This window comes from Streptomyces sp. NPDC018029, from assembly GCF_044327655.1.
Classification (GTDB): domain Bacteria; phylum Actinomycetota; class Actinomycetes; order Streptomycetales; family Streptomycetaceae; genus Streptomyces.
In genome coordinates, this window is sequence record NZ_JBIRFV010000010.1 from 143083 (window position 1) to 164778 (window position 21696).

Annotated in this window: 21 protein-coding genes; 7 read left to right on the forward strand and 14 right to left on the reverse strand. The window is 72.6% G+C overall.

Translation table 11 applies throughout. The features are described from left to right. Positions 1 to 16: 16 nt before the first annotated feature. Positions 17 to 535, forward strand: coding sequence for a hypothetical protein (locus ACH4D5_RS29030; protein WP_398308056.1), 519 nt, complete (start codon positions 17 to 19; stop codon positions 533 to 535). A gap of 68 nt (positions 536 to 603) precedes the next feature. Further along, positions 604 to 978 (forward strand): VOC family protein, encoded by a 375-nt coding sequence (locus ACH4D5_RS29035; RefSeq protein WP_398308058.1) that lies wholly within the window; start codon positions 604 to 606, stop codon positions 976 to 978. Here ACH4D5_RS29035 and ACH4D5_RS29040 read toward each other — a convergent pair. Next, a complete protein-coding gene (locus ACH4D5_RS29040; RefSeq protein WP_398308060.1) occupies positions 966 to 1871 on the reverse strand; it encodes a LysR family transcriptional regulator in 906 nt (301 codons plus the stop codon). The genes ACH4D5_RS29035 and ACH4D5_RS29040 overlap by 13 nt on opposite strands. A 109-nt stretch (positions 1872 to 1980) precedes the next feature. On the opposite strand from ACH4D5_RS29040, the gene ACH4D5_RS29045 reads away from it, so the two are divergent. From ACH4D5_RS29045 to ACH4D5_RS29055, 3 genes are read left to right on the forward strand one after another with little or no spacing between them, the layout of a single operon-like run. Then, positions 1981 to 3171, forward strand: a complete 1191-nt coding sequence (locus ACH4D5_RS29045; RefSeq protein ID WP_398308062.1) for a four-carbon acid sugar kinase family protein — start codon at positions 1981 to 1983, stop codon at positions 3169 to 3171. Then, positions 3168 to 4142, forward strand: coding sequence for a 4-hydroxythreonine-4-phosphate dehydrogenase PdxA (pdxA, locus tag ACH4D5_RS29050; protein ID WP_398308064.1), 975 nt, complete (start codon positions 3168 to 3170; stop codon positions 4140 to 4142). Before ACH4D5_RS29045 ends, pdxA begins: the two co-directional genes overlap by 4 nt. Positions 4143 to 4183: 41 nt before the next feature. Beyond that, positions 4184 to 4864 (forward strand): HisA/HisF-related TIM barrel protein, encoded by a 681-nt coding sequence (locus ACH4D5_RS29055; RefSeq protein ID WP_398308066.1) that lies wholly within the window; start codon positions 4184 to 4186, stop codon positions 4862 to 4864. 46 nt (positions 4865 to 4910) lie between these two features. On the opposite strand, the gene ACH4D5_RS29060 is transcribed toward ACH4D5_RS29055, so the two are convergent. Next, the gene (locus ACH4D5_RS29060; protein WP_398308459.1) at positions 4911 to 5840 is read right to left on the reverse strand and encodes a DUF5829 family protein; all 930 of its coding nucleotides are present in this window, start codon (positions 5838 to 5840) and stop codon (positions 4911 to 4913) included. Between the two features lie 305 nt (positions 5841 to 6145). Here ACH4D5_RS29060 and ACH4D5_RS29065 point away from each other — a divergent pair, with 305 nt between their 5' ends. After that, entirely contained in the window at positions 6146 to 6874 is a 729-nt protein-coding gene (locus ACH4D5_RS29065; RefSeq protein ID WP_398308068.1) for a hypothetical protein, read from the forward strand. 12 nt (positions 6875 to 6886) lie between these two features. Here ACH4D5_RS29065 and ACH4D5_RS29070 read toward each other — a convergent pair whose 3' ends face one another. The 7 genes from ACH4D5_RS29070 to ACH4D5_RS29100 form a co-directional block, all read right to left on the reverse strand. Further along, positions 6887 to 8548 carry an FAD-dependent oxidoreductase gene (locus tag ACH4D5_RS29070; protein ID WP_398308070.1) on the reverse strand — a complete coding sequence of 554 codons (1662 nt, stop codon included), beginning with the start codon at positions 8546 to 8548 and terminating at the stop codon, positions 6887 to 6889. 38 nt (positions 8549 to 8586) lie between these two features. After that, complete coding sequence (locus tag ACH4D5_RS29075; RefSeq protein ID WP_398308072.1) at positions 8587 to 9501, reverse strand: diiron oxygenase; 915 nt, start codon at positions 9499 to 9501, stop codon at positions 8587 to 8589. Between the two features lie 144 nt (positions 9502 to 9645). Continuing rightward, positions 9646 to 10842, reverse strand: a complete 1197-nt coding sequence (locus tag ACH4D5_RS29080; protein ID WP_398308074.1) for an MFS transporter — start codon at positions 10840 to 10842, stop codon at positions 9646 to 9648. Further along, positions 10826 to 11386, reverse strand: coding sequence for a GNAT family N-acetyltransferase (locus tag ACH4D5_RS29085; protein WP_398308076.1), 561 nt, complete (start codon positions 11384 to 11386; stop codon positions 10826 to 10828). Before ACH4D5_RS29085 ends, ACH4D5_RS29080 begins: the two co-directional genes overlap by 17 nt. Next, the gene (locus ACH4D5_RS29090; RefSeq protein ID WP_398308461.1) at positions 11383 to 12564 is read right to left on the reverse strand and encodes a type III PLP-dependent enzyme; all 1182 of its coding nucleotides are present in this window, start codon (positions 12562 to 12564) and stop codon (positions 11383 to 11385) included. The genes ACH4D5_RS29085 and ACH4D5_RS29090 overlap by 4 nt, the downstream gene beginning before the upstream one ends. A gap of 56 nt (positions 12565 to 12620) precedes the next feature. After that, entirely contained in the window at positions 12621 to 13940 is a 1320-nt protein-coding gene (locus ACH4D5_RS29095) for a DUF6271 family protein (protein ID WP_398308078.1), read from the reverse strand. After that, positions 13922 to 14962, reverse strand: a complete 1041-nt coding sequence (locus ACH4D5_RS29100) for a phytanoyl-CoA dioxygenase family protein (RefSeq protein WP_398308080.1) — start codon at positions 14960 to 14962, stop codon at positions 13922 to 13924. The genes ACH4D5_RS29095 and ACH4D5_RS29100 overlap by 19 nt, the downstream gene beginning before the upstream one ends. 338 nt (positions 14963 to 15300) lie before the next feature. Here ACH4D5_RS29100 and ACH4D5_RS29105 point away from each other — a divergent pair, with 338 nt between their 5' ends. Then, complete coding sequence (locus ACH4D5_RS29105) at positions 15301 to 16425, forward strand: hypothetical protein (RefSeq protein ID WP_398308082.1); 1125 nt, start codon at positions 15301 to 15303, stop codon at positions 16423 to 16425. 46 nt (positions 16426 to 16471) lie between these two features. On the opposite strand, the gene ACH4D5_RS29110 is transcribed toward ACH4D5_RS29105, so the two are convergent. From ACH4D5_RS29110 to ACH4D5_RS29130, 5 genes are all read right to left on the reverse strand, one after another. Further along, positions 16472 to 17950, reverse strand: a complete 1479-nt coding sequence (locus ACH4D5_RS29110; protein ID WP_398308084.1) for an esterase — start codon at positions 17948 to 17950, stop codon at positions 16472 to 16474. Between the two features lie 157 nt (positions 17951 to 18107). Then, complete coding sequence (locus ACH4D5_RS29115) at positions 18108 to 19019, reverse strand: glycoside hydrolase family 16 protein (RefSeq protein ID WP_398308086.1); 912 nt, start codon at positions 19017 to 19019, stop codon at positions 18108 to 18110. 84 nt (positions 19020 to 19103) lie between these two features. Beyond that, positions 19104 to 20264: an oxygenase MpaB family protein gene (locus ACH4D5_RS29120; RefSeq protein ID WP_398308088.1), complete on the reverse strand. Its 1161-nt coding sequence runs from the start codon at positions 20262 to 20264 to the stop codon at positions 19104 to 19106. A 28-nt stretch (positions 20265 to 20292) separates the two neighbouring features. After that, positions 20293 to 21348 (reverse strand): polyprenyl synthetase family protein, encoded by a 1056-nt coding sequence (locus tag ACH4D5_RS29125; protein WP_398308090.1) that lies wholly within the window; start codon positions 21346 to 21348, stop codon positions 20293 to 20295. Then, positions 21338 to 21616, reverse strand: coding sequence for a polyprenyl synthetase (locus ACH4D5_RS29130; RefSeq protein WP_398308092.1), 279 nt, complete (start codon positions 21614 to 21616; stop codon positions 21338 to 21340). Before ACH4D5_RS29130 ends, ACH4D5_RS29125 begins: the two co-directional genes overlap by 11 nt. Positions 21617 to 21696: the final 80 nt, after the last annotated feature.

Genomic DNA, 21696 nt, shown 5'->3' on the forward strand with positions numbered 1-21696 from the left:
CCGACAGGAAACCCCCATGCACGCACCCGCGCCGAACGCGCCCGCGCCCACCGCCGAGGAGCTGCTCGGCACCGCCCTGTACGACGAGGTGGTCCGGCACTTCGCGACGAAGCCCGACGCCCCGGACGCCTCGTACATCAGGCACCAGGTCCGCGAATGCCTCCGCTACCTCTACCTGGTCTCTCGCCACCCCGACCGGCTCGGCGGTCTCTTCCTCCCCGTCGAGCAGGACATCGACGAGATCTGGCACTACCTCATCCTGCAGACCCGTGAGTACCGGGAGCTGTGCGAGCAGCGCCTGCCCGGCGGCCACTTCATCCACCACCGGAGCGTGTCCTACGACGCCTACCAGCAGGCGCCGGGCCGCGAGACGGCCGCCGAGGAGGCGCTGCGGTGGATCCCCCTCTACACCGCCGCGTTCGGCCCGTACGACGAGGACGCCCTGCCGCACTGGACGGTCGTGCGCTTCCTCCACGACGAGCTGGGGCTCTCCCTCGCGGAGATCGCGTCGTCGGCGGAGGGCTCGGAGAGCTAGGGCGTGGGCGGCGCGATCTGCGAGTGTGGGGTGAACGGCCGAAGACCACGCTTCGAGAGGATCACCTGGTGCAGATCAACGCCCTCATCATCGACGCCGCCGACCCCGAGCGGCTCGCCGCGTTCTGGTCCGAGCTGCTGGACAGGCCGGTCGTGGGCCGCACGGGACCGTACGTATGGCTGCGCCGGGAGAACGGCCTGGGCGTGGGGATCCAGCGCAGCGACGACCCGAAGCCCGGCAAGAACCGTCTGCACTTCGACCTCTCCTCGCCCGACCCGGCCGCCGAACAGCGGCGGGTCGAGGCGCTCGGCGGACGCAGGCTGGAGGAGTACGCCGACGGCGGCTTCCTGGTGATGGCCGACCCCGAGGGCAATGAGTTCTGCATCATCCCCGACGGCCCCTTCGAGCTCGACGACGAAGGCCGCACGAACTATCTCGGCTGACCGGGTTCCAGTCCGGCCGTCCGGGTGCGCAGCCACGACGTCAGCAGGTGTACGCGGCGGTCCTGCTCGGGCGGTCGGAGGCTGAGCAGGTGGTAGCCGGTCCCGTCGGCCACGAAGCCGAAGGGGGCGGCGAGTTGACCCCGCTCCAGGTCGTCGCGGACGACGGCGTACGGCGCGATGGCGACGCCGACACCGGCCACGGCGGCCTGGACGGTCAGATAGAAGTGCTCCAGGGTCTGCGTCTGCTGCGCGGCCTCGGCCGCCGTCCTGCCGGTGAGGCGCCGCCAGTCGTCCCAGGCCCCCGGCCTCGTGGCGGCGTGCAGGAGAACGGTGTCCGTCATGCCGGTGCCGTCGGCGAGACGGGCCGCGAGGTCGGGCCGGCACACCGGGCCGATCCGCTCGCCGAACAGGCGGGTGCGGTGCACGTCGTCGGGGAACGGGAAGTCGTCGCGGCGGATCGCGAGGTCGACGCCGTCCCGTTCGAAGAAGACCGGGCCGCCCCCTGCGGACAGGTGGACGGTGACATCCGGCGCGCTCGCCGTCAGGTCGGGCAGGCGCGGGATGAGCCAGCGCATCAGGAGCGTCGGCTCGCACGACAGGGTGAGCGGTCCGGCCGGGGCGCGCCGTGAGATCTGCCGGGCGGTGGCGTCGATCTGGTCGAGCGCGTCCCTGACGACGGCGGCCAGTTGGCGTGCCTGCGGTGTCGGGCGCAGGACGCGCGTCCCGCGCTCGAAGAGGGAGACGCCGAGGGCCCGCTCCAGGTTCTGGATCTGCCGGCTCACCGCGCCGTGCGTCACGTGCAGTTCCTGTGCGGCCGCGGTCATGCTCGCGTGCCGGACGGTGGCCTCGAAAGGCAGCAGGGTGTTCGGGGGCGGCAGGTCCGGCCAGCGCATGCGTGAACTCTAGTCACAGCTCCCGTGACAAGGAATCGTTTGTCCTGGCCTTTCCGGCTGCACGACCATTGATTCCGTCACAGCGAGCCGACCGACGGAGAGGCATGGCATGACATCGCTCGACGGACCCGGGCCACGCGTCACCGTCCTTGCGGACGACCTCACCAGTGCCGGGGACGGCGCGGCGCCCTTCCGCCGCACGGGCCACGCCGCACGGATCCTGTTTTCCGCTCCCGCGGCGCCCGTCCCGGAACCCGGGGTGACCGCGATCGATCTCGGCAGCCGTCTCCTGGACGAGGCGGCCGCCGCCGCGCGCACCCGGTGGGCGGCACACCTGTGCGCCGGTTCTCAACTCCTCTTCAAGACAGTGGATTCCACGCTGCGCGGGCATGTCGGGGCGGAGGTCAGGGCCGCGTGGGAGGGGTCGCGGCGACGGGCCGTGGTGATCGCGCCCGCCTTTCCCGCGGAGGGCAGGGTGACGGTGGGCGGCGTGCAGTACGTGCGGGGTGTGCCGGTCCATGAGAGCGCGTACGCCCGCGACCCGGTGCACCCGGTGCGGTGCGCGGACCTGACGACGCTCTTCCCCGAGGCCGCTCCGGTCGGGGTGGACGAGGCGGACGCGCTGCCCGGGCTGATCCGGGACGGCCGGCTGATCGTCTGTTCCGCCCGGCAGGACAGTGACCTGGACCGGATCGTGGCGGCGGTGCCGCGCCTCGACGACGTGCTGTGGGTCGGCTCGCCCGGCCTCGCGGCGGCGCTGGCCCGACGGTGCGCGACCACCGGTGGCGCGAGCGCCGCACCGCCCCCTCCGGCGCGGCGCCCGCTCGTCGCCGTCGGCAGCGTCAGCCCCGCGACGCGGCGGCAGTTGGCGGTGTTGCGCGGCCGGGAGGAGGTGCGGGGCGTCACCGTGGGCGGTGACGCGGCCGCCGCGGCGGAGGCCCTGCGGAAGCTGACGGCGCCCGTCCTCACCCTCCAGACGCCCGACGTGCGGCACACTCCGGTGGCGGCACGGGCACTGGCCCGCTCGCTGGCCGCGGCCGTCCGCATCCTGACCGAGCAGGGTTTGGTGGACGCCCTCGTCGTCACCGGCGGGGAGACCGCCGTGACCGTACTCGAAGCTCTCGATGTCACCGGGCTCGACCTGACCGACGAGCCCGAACCCGGCGTCGCCCGCGGCACCCCGTTCGGCAGACCGTCCCTGCCCGTGCTCGTCAAGGCGGGCGGCTTCGGCGACGACGACCTGCTCGTGCGCCTGTGCCACCTCGTGCAGCACCCCTCGACCGAGGAGACCCCCGCATGATCCCGCTCGCGCTCAGCATGGGTGACCCCTGCGGCATCGGCCCCGAGATCACCCTGAAGGCGTGCGCCGACCCCCGGCGCACCGTGCCCGTCGTCGTCATCGGCGACCCGGGCGTCCTCACCCGCGCCGACCGGTTCGCCGGCACGGGGCTCGCGGTCCGCCCGGTCGCCTCGATCGCCCAGGCCGAGTACGCGTCCGGCACGGTGGACGTGCTCGCCGAGACCGACCTTCCCGACGGTCTGCCGTGGGGCGCGCTCGACGCACGCGCGGGCAGCGCGTCCTACCAGTACGTGCGCCGCGGAGCACGGCTCGCCATGGACGGTCATGTACGCGCCCTGGTGACCGCTCCGATCAACAAGGAGGCGCTGCGCCTGGGCGGTGTGCCCCATCCCGGGCACACCGAGATCCTGGCCGACCTGTCCGGCACCACCGACTACGCGATGATGATGGCCAACGAGGAGCTGCGGGTGGTCCTTGTGACCGTTCACGAGCCCCTGCGCACCGCGATCGACGCGATCGACACCGAGCGCGAACTCGCCGTCATCCGGCTCACCCACCGCGCGCTGGAGGGGAGCGGTCCGGCCGCTCCGCGCATCGCGGTCGCGGGCCTCAATCCGCACGCGGGCGAGAACGGGCTGTTCGGCCGCGAGGACACGGACATCATCGCCCCGGCGGTCCGGGCCGCCCGGAGCGAGGGCATCCGGGCCAGCGGTCCGTGGCCCGCCGACACCGTCTTCATGCGGGCCCGCGCCGGGGAGTTCGACGCGGTGGTCGCGCAGTACCACGACCAGGGCCTCATCCCCGTCAAATACCTCGGGCTCGAACACGGCGTGAACATCACGCTCGGCCTGCCGTTCGTCCGCACCAGCGTGGACCACGGCACGGCCTTCGACATCGCCGGCCGCGGCCGGGCCGACCACACCAGCCTGCTCACCGCGCTGCACCACGCCGACCGGCTCTCCGCGCGCTGATTCCCGGGCCCCACATCCGCCCTCAAGACCGCAGGAGCACCGTGAACTTCATCTTCATGCTCACTCGCGACGACCGCACCGTCACCGACTGCCTCGACGTCGTCGACGCCGTCAGGGGCCTCGGCATCACCCACATCGGGTTCAAGGACATCGGCGTCGACCGCGGCACACTCACCCGACTGCACGCCGCGCTCAGGGAGTTCGGGGCCACCACCTGCCTGGAGGTCGTCAGCACCGACCGGGACCAGGCCCTCGCCTCGGCACGAACGGCCGTCGAACTCGGCGTCGACCTCCTCATGGGCGGCACCTGGATCGAGGAGACCCTCGCTCTCCTGCGCGGCACGTCCACCGCCTACCTGCCCTTCGCCGGTGCGCCCTTCGGCCACCCCACCCGTCTCGCCGGAACCCCGGCCCGCATCGCCGAGGACTGCCGACGGGCCGAGGCCGCGGGCTGCGCGGGCGTCGACCTCCTCGCGTACCGCGCCACCGAAGCCGATCCCCTTGACCTCGTCCGTGCCGCCCGCGCCGCGACCACCGGACGGCTGGTCGTCGCCGGTTCCATCACCGGCGCCGACCGGATCCGGAAGCTCGCCGCGGCGGGGGCCGACGCGTTCACGATCGGTTCGGCCGCCTTCGACGGTTCCCTGCGGCCCCGCGCGGGCACCCTCGCGGCGCAGCTCGGTGCGGTGCTCGACGTCGTACGGGAGCCGGGCCTCTCCTGATGCCGAGCTGCCCGTCCTCGTACTCGTGCGGTGACAGGCGGCGTCGCTACCGGGCGCCGTCGAACGTCCACACGGCTTCGGCACCCGGTCCGACCGTGAGCGTCGACCGGCCGATCCGCTCCTCGTGGCGCTGTGTGGCGGGGTGGTTGAGCGAGAAGCGGACCTCCCGCAGGCCCGCCTCCGCGCGGCTCGTCGCGTCGAGCCGGATCGTGGTGCCGCCCCGCAGGGCGACGGCGCCGCCACCGGGCAGCGGACGGACGACGAACCCGCCGGACCGCAGCAACGGCACCGTGCTCGCGATGTCGCGCGGGGTGGCCGCGAGGCGCAGGGACGTCACGTCCCGCATGCGGTGCTTGCGGTAGTCGTCGTTCAGATAGCGCTCGCGGCCGACGTCGCCCGGGTGGTCCGGCGGCTCGGTCTTGCTGCGCGGGTCGGCGAAGTACTCCGGCCGGTACTCCATCGCCCAGGTGCCGAAGGAGTCGTACTGGTCGGCCTCGATGACGAAGAAGCCGTCGAACCACGGCACGGGGACGCCGTCCCCGAAGTCACGCGTCTGCAGGAAGTCGGCGGGGGTGATGCCCTGCTTCCGCACCCGTTCCCGCACCGTCGCCAGGTCGCCCGCGCGCTCGACCGAGACGGCCATGCCGGCCGCGCCGAACTCGCCGTCCTTGCCGGGCAGGTCACCGACCCCGAACAGTTCGAGGTAGGTTTCGCGGCCCAGGAGGTAGCGGCCGGTCCAGGTCTGTCCGCCGGAGCCGGTCGTGGTGCGGACCTGGAAGTTCGCGAACTCCCGCAGATAGGCGGAGTGCTCGATGGCGTCGGCGGTCTCCCGGTCCACGACTCCGTAGGCGTGGTTGTAGAAGAGCAGTTGCCGGCCGTGGGAGGGCTTGTCCTCGCCGGGCGGCGCCGCCCACGCGCTCCCCTCGGCCAACCAGACGAGAACGGCGGCGAGCGCCACGACGAGGGCCATGAACATCCGCGACTTCCGGCGCAGCAGCATGCGGACGATCGTAGGGGGAGCGGGACGAGTCGGACAGCGGTAGCGCGCCGCGATTTCACTCGCGCCCCTCCCGTGGGGTACAGTCGATCATGTGCTCGCCGCCGAACAGACGGTGCCGGGCCCGGCGTTGGTGGTCCAAGGAAAGGCGCCCCACTTCCTGTGGGGAGATGCAGGTGCAAGGCCTGCCCAGCGCTCGCGAGAGAAGGCCCCGGCCTCCGGTGACGGAGACCGGGGCCTTCTGCCGTTCCGCTCTGCTGTCGGTCGCAGGCGACACTGATGGCATGTTCTCCGACCGGCTTACGCCCCCGACCGGCTACGGACGTCTCCGCGTCGAGCGGCACGACCTCGCACCCGCCCGCTGGCTGGAGCGACGCCCTCTCGGCTCCTCCGCGTTCGGCACGGTCGCGGCGGTGTGCGCCCCCGGCTTCGAGGCGTACGCGCGGATCCTGCATCCGGCGCGGCTCGGCGCGGCGCCCGTGCGGTGGGACCGGGTCGCCGCCGCGTACGGCGCGACGGTCGACGCGGCGACGCGCTGGCACGAGCTGATCGGCGCCGACGACCGTCTCCTGTACCGCAATGACGACACCCCGGCCGTCCCTGGCGTCTGGGACGAGCACCCGCACGAGGGCCCGCCCCCCGCCGACGTGGCCCGCGCCCTGATCCCCGTCCTGGCCCGGCACACCCGCACCCCCGACCGCTGCTGGTACGGGCTGTGGGCCGGGTACGGGCACGTCGAGTGGGGTGACGTGCCCGTCTTTCACACGCCCGGCCGTGAGGAGGTCCTGCTCGCCGGCCCCCTCGACGACGCCGACTCCCCCGCGCCCGGCACCCACGAAGGCGTGCCGGACCTGCCCGACCTGTGGTGGCCCGAGGACCGGGCCTGGTGCGTGGGCGGGGACGTCGGTCTGGTGAGCACGTACGTCGGCGGCTCGGCGGAGTGCGTCGCGGACATCCTCGCGACCGCGGGCCTGGAGGCGTACGCGGTCGGCGAGACGTCAGCGGTGGACTGAGCGGCGCGGCGCTCAGCGCAGCAGGCCCGCGCGGGCGGACCGTGCCGTGGCGACGAGTTCGGCGACCGTGGCCAGCTTGACCCGGGGGCGGCCGGCGGTGCGGCCGCGCGTGATCTCGGCCCGTTCGATGGCGGCCAGACCCCGCGCGTCGACCACCTGACGGTTGCGGCGGCGGGCCAGCCGGTGGAAGGCCCTGGGGGTGTGCCGCGGGGTGGGCAGGGTGCCCGCGACCGCGTCGGCCAGGAGCGTGGAGACCGTCTCGGCGGCGCAGGTGCGGTTGGCGCCGATGCCGCCGGTGGGGCCGCGTTTGATCCAGCCCACGACGTAGGTGCCCGGCCGTCCGTCGACCCGGCCGCCCTCGTGGGGCACCGTGCCGTCGGTCTCGTCGAAGGGGAGCCCGGCGACGGGCACACCGCGGTAGCCGATCGCCCGCAGGAGCAGGCCCGCCGGAATCGTGCGCTCCCCCGCTGCGGCGGCGACGCGCACGGCGTCGACCCGGTCCGTGCCCAGCACTTCGACGGGTTCGCAGTGGAAGCGCAGCACGATCCTGCGGCCGGGCGCCGGGGGCCGCTCCCAGTCCTGCCGGGCGCGCGTGACGTCCCGCAGGACCGCCGCCTTGTCCTTCTCGCCCGCGGTGTCGACGGCGGCCGCGATGCGCGGGTCGTGGTCGTCGACGACCAGGGCCACGCCCGGCAGGTGCTTGAGGGCGAGCAGTTCGGACCTGGTGTACGCGGCGTCCTCGGGGCCGCGCCGGGCGAGCAGGACCACTTCGCGCACCTTGCTGTCGCGCAGGGCCCGCAGCGCGTGGTCGGCGATGTCGGTGCGGGCGAGGGTGTCGGGGTCGGCGAGCAGGATCCGCGCCACGTCCAGGGCCACGTTGCCGTTGCCGACGACGATCACGCGCTCCGCCGACAGGTCGATGCCGTCCGGCGCGGCGTCCGGGTAGGCGTTGTACCAGGCGACGAACGCCCTCGCGGAGAGGCTGCCGGGCAGTTCCTCGCCGGGGATCGCGAGGCGCCGGTCGGCCGAGGCGCCCACGGCGTAGATGACCGCGTCGTGGTGGTCGGCGATCTCCTCCGGAGTGACGTCGGTGCCGACGTCGAGGCCCAGGTGCATCCGGACCCTCGGGTGCGTGTGAAAGCGCGCGAAGGTGTCGCCGACCTTCTTGGTGGCGGGGTGGTCCGGTGCCACGCCGTGGCGCACGAGACCGCCGGCCACCGGCAGGCGGTCGATCAGGGTGATCTCGGCGCTGGTGTGGAGCAGCAGGTCCTGCACGGCGTACATTCCGGCGGGGCCGGTGCCGACGACGGCGACCTTCAGCGGTGCGAAGTCCGCGGGCAGGACGCGCGGGAAAGACGGCTCGCCCCAGGTGTGGAAGTTGGGCCCGTCGGGAGCGGGTTCAGTCCTTCCGCTCTCCCGGTCGTCCTCGTAGTAGGCCGCGTTGATCGCGGCGTACTCCTGCTGTGCGGCGGGCAGGCTGTCCACCGGGAAGATCGCGTCGACGGGGCACGCGTCGGCGCAGGCGCCGCAGGCTATGCATGTCTTCGGGTCGATGTGCAGCATCTCGGTGCTGCCGAACGCCCGCTCCTCCGGCGTGGGGTGGATGCAGTTGACCGGGCAGACGGCGACGCAGGTGGCGTCGCTGCAGCAGGTCTGGGTGATCGCGTAGGTCATGTTCGTCGGCTCGCTCGGCTCAGGTGGGTCGGGTCGGCTCAGATGAGGTGGGCGCGCTTGTAGAACACCAGGGCCGGCTTGGTGAGCAGGCCGCAGGAGGCCAGGAACTCCATGAGGCCCGAACAGCTGGAGCGCATCATGGACTTGTGGTGTTCGTTGGCCTTCGCCTCGGCGATCGCCCGCTCCTCGTCAAGCCCGGCGTTGGCGTACACCTCGCGGTTCACCATGCTGGTGACGATGACGTACGACGCGATGGCCACTACCAGGGCGTTGAACTCCCGGCGCACCCGGCCGGCGCCCGCGAGCCGCTTGCGGGTCTGGTCGCGGGCGAACTTCATGTGCCGCGACTCCTCTACGACGTGGATGTTGTTGATGGTGCGGACGAACGGCACGACCCGCTCGTCCCGCATCCAGTCGCGCTGCATGACGTCGAGGACCTCTTCGGCCACGAGGATCGCGGCGTACGCGGCCTCGCCGAAGGCGACCGACTTGAAGACCCTGCCGAGTTCGGTGGCCCAGCGGCGCGGCCGGTAGGCGGGGGCGCCGAGCTTCTCGGCGCCGCGGGCGAACATGATGGAGTGGCGGCACTCCTCGGCGATCTCCGTGAGCGCCCACTGGACCTCGGTGCTCGTCGGGTCCTTGGCGTAGACGTCGCGCAGCACCATCTGCTGCAGGATCATCTCGAACCAGATGCCCGTGCTGGCCACCGAGGCGGCCTCCTGCCGGGTCAGCTCCTTGCGCTGCTCCTCGGTCATCTCCCGCCAGTAGGCGGTGCCGTAGAGCGTGCTCCACTCCGGGCTCGCGCCGTGGCAGTTCCGGTCCAGCGGCGTCTCCCAGTCGACCTCCTCGGCCGGGTCGTACGCCAGCACGGCGGCCGAGTCCAGCAGCCGCCGGGCGACATCGCCCTCCGGGGAGTGGTCCTGTGTGCTCGGCCGAACAGTGCTGCTTGCCATGCTGCGGCTCCTTGACTCGGACGTCCGGGCAGTGGGCGCGGCGCCTCGTCGCACGGCAGGCCGCGACCCCCTTGTTAGACGGAATGTATAACAAGGGGGTCGGGTGCGCCTACCCTCGAGTAAGCACGAAATGGAACCGGACGGTCAGCCGCTCGTCGCGGGCCAGCGGATGCGCGTACTGCACGCGGACACGACCAGCGCGGACGCGGCGACGGCGGCGAAACCCCACACGAGACTGCTGGCGTTCGCGATGAATCCGATGAGCGGCGGCCCGGCGAGCAGACCCGTCGTACCCATCGCGGCGACCAGCGTCAGCGCGTCCGAACCCTGCCCCGCCGCGGCCACATAGACGCATGGGGTGACGGCCGCGATGCCGAGGCCTACACAGGCGAAGCCCAGCAGGGCGGGCACCAGGCCGCCGCTGAGCAGCGCGAGCGCGAGCCCGGCGCCGGCCAGCACGCTGCCGGTCAGGACGATGCGGCCGTCACCCCAGCGGCTGCGCCAGCCGTCGGCGAAGAGACGGGCGACGACCATCATTCCGGAGACGACGGCGATGCCGAGGGGGGCCAGTTCGGCGGAGGCCTCGGCGACGTCCTCCAGGTAGAGGGCCGACCAGTCGTTCATGGCACCCTCGGTCACGGTGCCGAACGCCATGGCGACGCACATCCACAGCGTCACCCGGGACGGCACGGTCCACTTGCCCTTCTTCTTCGCGGTCTCCTTCTCGGTCCCCTTCTCCGCCTCCTCCTTCACTTCCTCCTTGGCGGCCGCTCGGTCGTCCGACAGGAGCCCGGTCCGCGCCAGGGCGAGCAGCAGGAACAGGAGCAGCGCGGCCGCTCCGAAGTGCACGGCGACCGTCGAGGTCACCGCGTTCATGCCGGAGGCGAGCAGCGCGGCGAGCAGCGAACCGCCGCTGAACGTCGCGTGCAGCCGGGCCATGGCGTTGCGCTCGTACCGGGTCTCCAGCTCGGCGCCCTGGGCGTTCATGGCGACGTTGAGGCAGCCGACGAGGACACCGTCGACGCACATGACGAGCAGGGCGACGGGATAGTTGGGCGCCGCGGCCAGGGCGAGGAGCAGCAGGGCGAGGCAGAGCGCGGACAGGAGCGCGAGGCGCCGCGAGCCGAGGCGCCGCATCAGGACGGCCACGATCGGGAACGACACGGCCGCGCCGATGCCCGCGGCCATCAGGAGCACGCCGACCTCCGCCGCGGTCAGGTCGAGGTCCGCCCTGATGGCGGGGATCCGCGCCGCCCAGGTCGCGTACTGGAAGCCGAGCGAGCAGAACAGCGCCGCGATCGCCAACTGGCCTCGGTGGAAAGGATCACGCACGCGGAGCACCCGCCTCAGCCCACATTTCTGTTTCTTCCGGTGCCGGTACGCCGACCGGCACCGCCTTGGACATGTACACAGCTGTCGGGCCGTAGCCGGCCGGGGGCGGGCCCCCTCGGCGGGCGGTGAAGCCGCGGCCCGCCCAGAACGTCTCGCTGCCGCCGACGGCGACCAGGGAGATCTGCTCGTACCCGTGCGCGCGGGCCGTCGCGGTGAGGTGCCCCAGGAGGTGCCGGGCCAGTCCCCGGTGGCGCAGGTGCTCCGCGACGACGATGTCGTGCAGGTGCAGGTTCCGCGAGCGGAGCGTCATCGTCCGCTCGGTCCCGCGCAGCTCCGGGTAGGCGGACTCCGGATAGGGCAGGGCCAGCAGGTAGCCCGCGAGGCGCCGTTCCAGGTCCAGCGCGAAGCACGTTTCCGGCGACGCCCGCATCCGGGACTTCAGGGCGGCGCGGCCCTCCGACAGGCCGAGGGGTTCGTAGGCGCGGGACTCCAGCGCCACGATGCCGTCCCAGTCTCCGTCGGCGATGCGGCGTACCCGTATCTCGTCGGTCATGCGGCCTCGCCGTCGATCCAGGTGTACGGGAGCGGGCTGAAGCCGTTGAAGCCCCGCGTCATGTAGCTGGTGGCGTACGCGCCGCAGGAGAGCACCCAGACCGGGTCGCCGGAGGCGAGCTCCCTGGGCACCGGGACGAGGCCGTCCTCGTGGGAGTAGGCGTCGTCGCTGTCGCAGGTGGGGCCCGCGATCACGGCGGGGACGGACTCGGCGTCGCGATGCGTGGGGAAGACCATGCGGTACTGCAACTGGTCCATTTCGTAGAGGCCGTTGAACTTGCCGCAGCTCAGGTACAGCCAGTACTGGCGCTCTCCGTCGGGCGTGCGGCGCGCGGAGAGCCGGGAGACGTGGGCGCGGATGGCGCCGTGGTCGGCGGTGAGGTAGCGCCCCGGTTCGATGACGAAGCCGAGCCGGTGGCCGGGTATCGCGGCCAGGCGTGCCATGCCCTCGCGGATGACGGCGAAGATCTTGTCCAGCGGCGGGTCGAGGGGCCTGCCGTGCTTGTCGCGGTACCCGAGCGCGGGCAGCCCGCCGCCGAGGTTGACGTGGTCCAGGGAGATCCCGCGCCCGGCGAGGGCCGCGAGCACGTCGGCGATGCGGTCGAAGGCGCCGTGCCAGGCGTCGGCCGTCATCTGCTGCGAGCCGACGTGAACGGAGAGACCGGCGGGCGTGAGGCCCAGGTCGCGCGCCGCCCCGAGGATGGTGAGGGCGTCGTCGGGCGAGCAGCCGTACTTGTTGCTGAGCCCCCAGAGCGCGCCTTCGCCGGTGGTGGCGAGCCGGCAGAACACCCGGCTGCCCGGGGCGTGTTCGGCGATCGCCCGCACGTCCTCCAGGCTGTCGGTCGCGAAGTCCCTGATGCCCAGCCGGAACGCGTCGACGATGTTCCGGTCGGATTTGATGGTGTTGCCGTAGTGCATCCTGCCGATCGGCACGCCCGCCGCCAGCGCCTGCTCCACCTCCTTGGGCCCTGCCGCGTCGACGCCGGAGCCGCGCCGCGCCAGCCGGGCGAGGACCTCGTCCACCGGGCAGGCCTTCATCGCGAAGCGGACGGCCACGCCCGGGAGTTCGCGGCACAGGGTGTCGTAGCGTTCCTCGATGCCGGGCAGGTCGAAGACGATCTGGTCCTCGGCGGCGGCCGCGAGGGCGTCGAGGAGCGGGCCGCTGTCGTGCCCCGGCACCGCGCCGAACGCCTCCCGGGTCGGGTACGTCGTCGTCGGGTATGTCGTCGTCGCGCTCACGCCGGGTGTCCCGCCGTCAGGAGCGGCCCGGTGGCCTTGCTCACGCGCACGAGGGCTTCCCAGGCCTCGGTCAGCAGGGCGAAGTCCTCGATGTCGCTTCGCGCCTCGTCGAGGAGGCGTTCGCGGCGCGTGGCCAGGTGGTCGGCGAACTCCGCGTACCTGCCGCCGAGACTGCGGTAGGCGGTGTCCAGGCGGTCGAGCCGCCGGACGTTCCCGGCCTGGTCGAGCCCGGTGCTCTCCCGGGCGAACCCGGCGACGACGGAGGCACGGACGTGTCCGCGGTCGTCGAGCAGCGCCTCGCCGGCCGCGGCCATCCGGTCGTAGATGTGGTTGAAGTAGAGCATCGACAGGAAGAACTTGGCGAAGCGCGTCTGGTACGCGAGGAAGCCGGCGTCGGTCCTGCGTTCCGCGGTGTAGTAGTTGACGATGTTGCGGTTGTGCAGGACGCCGGGGAGAGCGGCGTCGTGGACCAGGTGGATGAGGAAGTAGTCGCTGCCGATGGTGTCGGTGGCGGGCGGCAGCGGCACGCGCTCGTGCACGTCGTGGAAGCTGATGTTGCACATGTCGACGCGCATCGGGTCGACCAGGGTGAGCAGCGCGTGGTCGCGCTCGAACGGGGCGGAGCCCGCGCCCCGGAAGGAGTCGTCGACCAGGTCCCGCTTCTCGGCCTCGGTCCAGTGGTCGGGCGCCCAGAGGCTGACCACGTCGTAGTACACCTCGGGGTCGAGGCGGTGGATCTCGCCGATGTCGACGGAGAGCTCCCCCACGAAGGAGCTGCCGACCATGGCCACCCGCCGCTCGGCGTGGCGGGGTTCGAGAGCGCTCTCGGTGACGCCGTGCGCCGCCTCCTTCGCGGGCCTGCCCAGCGACATGAGCTCGTGGTGGACGGGGAAGACGGGCTCGCCGTCGACGGTCTGGTAGCGGCTGTCGGAGTCCCTGCGGTGGACGGACTCGCAGCCCAGCGCGGCGGCGATGAGGAAGGCGCGGTTGGTGCAGGCGCCGTAGGAGAGGCGGTCCGGGAGCATGAGGTCGAGGACCAGCTCCGGCTTGGCGACGTCTGCCTTGTCGATCACCCGGCGCAGGAAGTCGCGCTGGGCCGGCTCGTCCAAGTGGTGCACGACGACGCGCGGCACGTCGGGCAGCGCGCGCACGGCCAGGGTGTGTTCGGCGAAGGTGGCCGGATCGGAGGAGTCCAGGATCAGCAGGTGCGCCTCGACGTCGAAGTGCGCGACCGCGTAGGCCGCTTCCTCGCCGATCGCCGCGATGGTCTGCGGGCAGGCCCGGTTGGTGGGGAGCGTCAGGCAGATTCGGCGCATGCTGCTTCCCCGTTCCAGGACTTGAGGCCGAGCAGCTTGGCGCCCAGGTCGTTGAGTGCGGCGGTGCCGTACCGCAGCGACTCGTGCTTGTGGGCGTCGCCGAGGAGCGTGGCGTTCCAGTCCGGTGTGGAGAGGTTGCTCCAGGAGTCGACGCGGGAGCGGCGGAGCTCGTCGTGGGTCTCCAGGGCGGGCATCATCGAGAGGTACTGGACCGCCCGGACGCCGTCCTTGGAGGTGTTGGGGGCCACGCCGTGGGCCAGCAGGCCGTTCCAGATCAGCAGGTCGCCGGCTTCGAGCTCCGGTCGTACGACGGGCATCTCGTCGCGGTCGATCGCGGGGCGTATGGGGTCGCGGTCGTCGGGCTGGAGGGCCTTCCACCGGTCGAACTGCCGGAACAGCTCGGGGCAGCACTGGAAGCCGCCGTGGTCCTCGCGGGTGTCGTCCAGGGCGATGATGCCCTGCACGCGCTGGGGCAGCACGCCGAGGGTGGTGTCGACGTCCCAGTGGAGGTTGATGTCGAAGCCGCGTTCGGTGGGCGCGATGAGGGAGCGGGAGCGGTTCTTGATGTTGGGCGGGTTGAGGTTGAGCCGGTCCAGGGTCACCCAGAGCTCTTCGCAGTCCCATACGTCGACGAACGCGTCGTAGACCCGCCGGGTCTGGCGGCTGTCCCAGATGAGCTGGTGGTGGTACGCCTCGACGAAGCCGTAGACGTGCAGCTCGCGGTCGAGGTCCGAGCGGAACTCGCGCTCCTCGTACCAGGTCTCCGGGCGGCCGCGGTCAAGGCCCTGGAACTCCCAGGCGAAGTCGAGGAGGTCCTTCGCGGCCTCGGCGGGGATCGCCTGCTTCACGATGACGTAGCCGTACGTCTGCCAGAACGCGAAGTCCTCCTCGGAGAGAACGCGCAGGGGCCGTGTCTTGCGGAGGTCGCGCAACTGGGTCTGCGCCAGGTACGTCTCACCGTCCGAGCTGAAGTACGGGACTTCGGAGGGGGCGCGATGGAGGTAGCGGTCGCTCGCTGGCATGTGGTGCTCCAAGGATCGGTTCTTCCGGCGGCAGGTCTCCACGCCGGATCACCAAAATGGACTAGACCAACTCTCCGTGTCAACAATTGAATTGGGTGCCTTGACCGTCAAAAGAGCGACATTTACCCCCAGTTCACGCGCCCGCCATATGAGGATTCGGCAAAGAACCGGCCGCTCAACTCGGTGCTACTGAGCGGTAGTTGGTCCGGACCAGGACGAAAACACGCGTCCACGCGCATTGACGCCGCACGGCACCCGGTTCAGGGTGTTGCACACCTCAGCGCGCGCCCCGAATCTCACGCACCGTGAACCCCTCCCAGCAGAGGAAGGCTCTTCTCATGCGAAGACGCGTCTTTGTCCGTGGTCTTGCCTGCGGTCTGGCGGCGACCGGCACGGGGGCCGCCCTGTCCGGGCCCCTGGCCGGCACCGCCACCGCCCGCCCCGCGTCGGCCTCCGGCAGCTGGCAGGAGGTCGCCGCGCCCGCCGGGCAGCCCGCCGCCACCCTCGTCTCCGTGGCCGCCGCCGGGCCCGGTCTCGCCTGGGCCGTGGGCGCCCAGGGCGTGTACGGCAGGGACGAGGGCACCCCGCTCTCCCTCAGCTGGAACGGCACCGCCTGGTCACTGGACGACGTGTCCCACCTGGCCTACACGGGCGGCCTGCGTGCCGTCGCCGTCGACCCCGCGGGCGGCGCGGCCTGGGCCGTCGGCACCGACAGCGCGGGCCACGACCAGCTCCTGACCTGGGACGGCACGACCTGGCGCGAGGCCGGCTTCCCCGGGCGTGGCGAGGCGGGGACCCGGCTGACGGACGTCGCGGCCGGACCGGACGGCCGGTTCTGGGTGTCGGGGCGGCACGGCGACCGCGCCGGACTGCTGCGCGGCGACGGCAGGACCTGGCGCTGGTGCAGGCCGCTGCCTGACCCGGCCGCGCCGACGCCGTACGGGGTCACCGTGGCACCCGGCGGCGACGTGTGGGTGTTCGGCGACATCATCGCCCGCTGGGACGGCACCTGGACGGTCGTGCCGCGCCTGCCCGGCCTGCGCGCGGCGGTGACGGGACTGCTGCCGGTCGCGCACGACGACGTCTGGCTGACCGGCTACGCGTACGGCCCCGGCGGTCCTCCCGGCAAGCCGCCCGGCATCAGGCTGGAGCACTGGGACGGCACGGAGTGGACGAGCCCCGGTGCTCCGTTCGGCGTCGGCCTGCTGAGCGGCATCTCGGGCGACGACCTGGGCCGCCCCGACCTGATCTCCGGCTGGAACTTCTGGGACCAGAAGCGCGCCCACTACCTGCGCTGGAACGGCACCGCCTGGGTCAGCGAACGCGGCCCGGAGACACCCACCGCCTACCTGCCGGAGGCCATCACCCGGATTCCGGGGACGGACGGCGGTTACTGGTCGGTGGGCACGACCTCCTTCTCGCCGTTCCCACCGGCCCAACTCCGCGTGGAGCGCTTCGGCTAGCCGGGGGCCCCGGCGCGCGGCACGTACCGCGTGCCGGGGCCATCGGTCACTCGTCGATCGCCGCGCCGAACGCCGCACCCGTGGCGGGCGCCCCGAGCGAGCCCGCGCCGTACGTCCAGGACCCGGCGCCGGTCACGCCGCCCGATCCCGCGGACAGGACCCACACCACGCCGTCCCCGGCGTTCTCGCCGGGCGCGGCCGCGAGGAGCCCGAAGCGACCGTCACGGTTGGGGTCGGAGAGCCGCACCTGCGCGCCCCACTTGTCGCCCTTCTCGGGTGCGCCGGGGATGTCGGCGGAGTCCTGGTCGAAGGACTTCGCGCCGCTCGCCGTCAGCCCGTTCCCCGAGCCGCGCAGCACCCAGACGGCGCCCGCGTCGGCGACCGTGCCGATGTCCTCGCCCGGCGCGCCGATCGCGACGTCCGCGTAGCCGTCGCCGTTCGTGTCCGCGACGGACAGGTCGGCGCCCCAGCCGTCACCGCGCTCGGCGACACCGGGCACGCCCTCGGCGTCCTGCGTCCACCACTTGGCCTCCTCCCCGAGGCCGTCCGCGGTTCCGTAGCGCACGCCGACCAGGCCGCCGGTCATCGTCTCGCCGCCGTCGTCCGGCGAGTTCGGTTCGCCGGTCACGAGGTCGTCGTAGCCGTCGTTGTTGATGTCGCCGGAGGCCGCCGCAGGACCGCCGCGCAGGTCGTTCTTGTACGTGAGGCCGTCGGCGCCGCCCGCGAACTGCACGGACCAGCCGTGGCCGGGTTCGTCCCCCTCGGTGGTGCCGGCGGCGACGAGGTCGGCGTAGCCGTTGTTGTCGTAGTCGCCGGTGGTCAGCGCCTTGGACACGATCGAACTTGCGTCGGCCGACCTGCCGAGCCGCTCGGTGGCCTGCCGGCGCAGCTGCGCCTCGCCCCCGGCCTGCGGCGCGGGCTCGTACACGAAGAGGTCCAGGTTGTCCCGGTCGAGGACGGCGAGGAGGTCGCCGGGCGTGTCCGCGGTGAAGTGCGCCGCGGCGAGACCGAGGCCGAACTGCTGGCCCGCGGCGGCCTGCTCGCTCTGCAGCCAGCTGCTGGCGGATCCGGTGAGTCCCGACTTCGAGCCCCAGAGGACGGCGACGCCACCGGCGTCCGTCCCCTCGTCGAGGTCCTCGCCGGGGATGCCGACGATCGCGTCGTCGTAGCCGTCGCCGTCCAGGTCGCCGGTGGCGACGGCCTTGCCGAAGCCGTCGCCGGCCTCGGCGGCGCCGGAGACACCGGCCGTCGACTGGCTGAACCGGGCGACGTTCGTGGTGCCGATGCCTCTGGTCGAGCCGTACTGGACCGTGACGAGGCCGGCTCCCTTGGCCCCGCTCACCGTGGCGCCCGGGGCGCCGACCAGGACGTCCTCGTATCCGTCGCCGTTGAAGTCGCTGTTGCGGTCGTCGGCGTGCGTACCCCCAGGGGTGCCGGCGAAGGCGGCGGGGGCGGCGGCGATACCGGCCCCGGTCAGCAGAAGGAACGAGGCCGCGGCGAGGGCGGCCGAACGGTTCTTGCGCACGAGCGGCTCCTGTGAAGGAAGGTGGCCGGGCAGGCGCGGGGGGTGTCCGGAAAGGGCCCGTTCCTTGTCCGGCGCCCTGTTCGACAGGGGATGCGGCGGAAGGGTTGTACGAGGTGACGATTCCGGTACGTTCGGGTGAACTCGCGGCGCCCCGCCGTCACTTCCAGCCGTAGGCGTACGCGGCCACCCAGGTGATCTCCAGCTGGGCGCTGCTGCCGGGCGCCGCCCCCGGCCCCTCCAGGGCGCTCTCGTTCTGCAGGACCCAGGAGAGCGGCCGGTCCGGAACGCCCCTCGTGTCGTGTCCCGTCTCGCGTCCGTCGACGAAGAACCGCACATGGCCGGGGGTCCACTCGGTGGAGACGGTGTGCCACTCGGTCCAGTCGTCCGCGCCCGGGTACGAGCCCTGTTCGCCTCCGCCGCAGGGGTGGTGGAAGGCGGTCAGGGAGCCGGTCCACTCGCCTTCGGGGTGGTCCATCTCGCAGCCGCCGCCGTAGTGCAGCCAGGCCGACTTGTAGCCGGGAGCCTGCTTGGTGACCTTGATCCGGGCGCTGTACTTGCCGTACTTCATCTGCATGACGGCGCGTGGTACCACCGCCGACGCGTGGACGGGCCCTCCGTCGGCGGGCCGCCACATGCGGATGCGCATACGGCCGTCGCCGTCGGCCGCAGGACCCACGCTGACGGTGTCCTCCGGGTGGTAGACGCCGACGACGTCGCGGTCCCGGTCGTTCGCCGTGTCGCGCCAGCCCGTGGGGTACGCCCACCAGTTGTCGCGGTAGGCGCCGTCGAGGCCGGAGCAGTACGCGGCGGAGGTGTCGGCATGGTGGTCGCAGTCGCTGAACGCGCCGAGCGGCACCCGGTCGCCGTTGAAGTCCTCGGCGAGGACCTGCCAGAACGGCCCGCAGTCGCCGCGCGGCAGGGTGCTGCCCGCGGTGCGGCAGGCGTCGGCCGACAGCGGTGCTCCCCCGGCACTCGGGACGCACAGCAGGGCGCCGAGCAGCAGCACGCCGAGCGCGCCGGACACGACCGGTCGCCTGCGCCGCCGTCCCGCCGCCGCGTGTCGTCCCATGGCGCTGCCTCCGCTCCGCGGACACCCCCGAGGAGGGGTCATCCTCGTGCAGCGCGCACCGCACCGCCAGAGTCCCGGCGCCCCTCAAGGGGTCGAGGCGGGCGGCGGGGTCCACCGACGGCCGGGCGGCACCGCGGTGGAGACGCCGTAGTCCTTCTTGAGCTCTTCCGGGATGGCGTAGTGCATCACGCGTCCGCGGGTGAGGGAGGACAGCTCGAAGACGCTGACGAGGTGGCCGATGCGGTCCAGCGCCCAGGCACCGTACGGGGAGCGGTCCTCGATGCTCTCCAGGACGCCGAGGAGGCGGGGCACCGCTTTGACCGCGGTGTCCCAGGGCGTGCGCGGCACCGCGAGCCAGTCGGCGCAGGTGTCGCCGATGAGGAAGCGGATGAGGGCGGAGACGACGGGGTCGAGCAGGGTGCCCGGCACCACTTCCTCGTAGAGGTCGATGAGCTGCCGGGTCAGGTGCGCGCCCTCCTCGGAGGGGCCCATGTGGCGGAGCATGTACAGATCGAGGAACCGGCGGGCCTCGTCGAGTGTCTTGGGGACCGCGTCCTGGTCGATGCCGAGCATCGCGCCGACCACGCGCCAGGCGTAGTAGTAGGCCTCCGCGCCCTCCGTCGACATGTGGATGCCGAGGCGGTGCAGGCTGTCCAGCACGAGCATCGAGAAGAACATCTGCCCGCCGATCATGTCCTCCTGACAGATCGGCGTGCCGAGGGCGGCGGTGTCCCACTGGTTCTCGCGTTTCAGGTGGTGGCGGATCGACGCGTGCAGGAGGCGCACCTTCTGGGCCGCGGGGATGAAGCGGCTGCCGCTCTCGAAGGCGTCGGGCTGCATGAGGTGGACGGTGAACTGGCCGGTCTCCGCCATCCGTTTGGAGGGGTACTTCAGTCCGTGCGTGGTCGACAGCAGCTTCGCCACGTGCGGGACGACGTAGCAGGCGGGCATGGAGGCGAAGGACAGGGCGGTGGAGATGTGCACGTTGTTGTCGATGAAGAACAGCCGGGCCTTCTCCATCTCCCCCCAGTCCACCCAGGACGGCGGGACGCGGGTGGCCTCCAGGTACTCCCGCGCCACGTCGGGCAGCCCGTCCGGCAGCGGGGCGCCGGCGGTGGACACGTACCGCATCAAGGTGTTGAAGGTGCCCACCTGCCCGCGTTCGAAGAGCGTGGCGACGGTGGCGTCGGCGAGTTCGTCCCCGGCCAGGCGCAGGCCGTCCATCGATGCCTCGGTGCAGGTCATGGCAGGGTTCCTCGTCTTCCGTTGCGGGTCAGGACGGGCGGAGCGCGGCCGAACGCGCCAGCGCGGTCAGCGCGGTGTCCGCATAGGGGGGCAGGGCCAGCTCGTGCAGCACGTCGAGGGCTTCCTCGACCCGCGCGCCGATCATGTCCTCGACGCGGGCGGGCGCCCCGAGCCGGCGCATCACCTCGCGCACCTCTTCGAGGCTCTCGCCGCCGGGGTCCGGTCGGCCGAGGAGAGCCCGCAGCCGCTCCCGCTCGTCGTCGTCCGCGAGGCGCCAGGTCTCCGCGAGGAGGGCCGTCGGCCGGTGGGCGCGCACGTCGTCGGCGTTGGCCTTGCCGGTGACCTCTGGGTCCCCGAACAGGCCGAGCAGGTCGTCCCGCAGCTGGAACGCCTCGCCCAGCGGCAGCCCGTACGCGCGAAAGCCGTCGCGCAGCCCTGTCCCGGCACCGGCCAGGGCCCCGCCGATGAGCAGGGGTTGCTCGACGGTGTACTTGGCGGTCTTGTAGCGGATCACCTTCAGCGACGCATCGGTGTCGGGCACGGCTCCGGTGCGCAGGATCTCCAGGCACTCGCCCGCGATCAGCTCCCGGGCCATCACCGTCCACAGCGGTCTGGCCCGGGCCAGATACGCGGCGGGCAGGCCGCTGGCGGCGAAGAGCTCCCCGGCCAGGGCCATCAGCAGATCTCCCACCAGCATCGCCAGTGACCTGGCGGCGGCGTCGCGGCGGGGCCTGCGCCGGACGGCGCCGCGCAGGGCCAGGTGCGCGGTGGGCCGCCCGTGCCGCAGCGGGCTGTCGTCGATGAGGTCGTCGTGCACGACCGCCGCGGCGTGCACCAGTTCCATGGCGGCCGCCGCCCGTACCAGCGCGTCGCTGTCCGGCTGCCCCACCGCGCGCCAGCCCCAGTAGCAGAACGCCGCCCGCAGCCGCTTGCCGTCCGCGACCGCCGCCTCCAACTGCCCGGCCACCGGGTCGAGGAGCGGGTCGACCGCCGCGAACCGGTCCGCCTCCTCGGCGACGAAGCGTTTCAGGACGTCGTCGACGCGGGTCTTGAAGCCGGTCGGCTCCCAGAGGTCATACGTCATCGGCGGCCCGTCGGGCCAGGGCGCGCCGGGCCAGGATCTCCAGGTGGGCCGGGGGCGCCGTCGCGTACCGGTCGAGCGCCAGACGCCCGCGGGCCGTGAGTTCGCGCTCGGCCTCCGTCGCCAGCTCGGCGGTGTCGGAGCGGCGCAGCAGCCCGCGTACCGCCCCCAGGGCCGAACTCGCCGTGCTCACCGCCAGGTCGGCCAGTCCGGCCGCCAGGAGCACCGCCCGGCCGTCCGGCCCTTCGTGCCGTTCCGCTTCCCGAGTCATGCCGTCTCCCCCCATCCCCTCGTGCGTCCGGGCGGAGTCGGCCGCCCGCCGTCCCGGTGAGCATCGCGTCCGGACCGGCC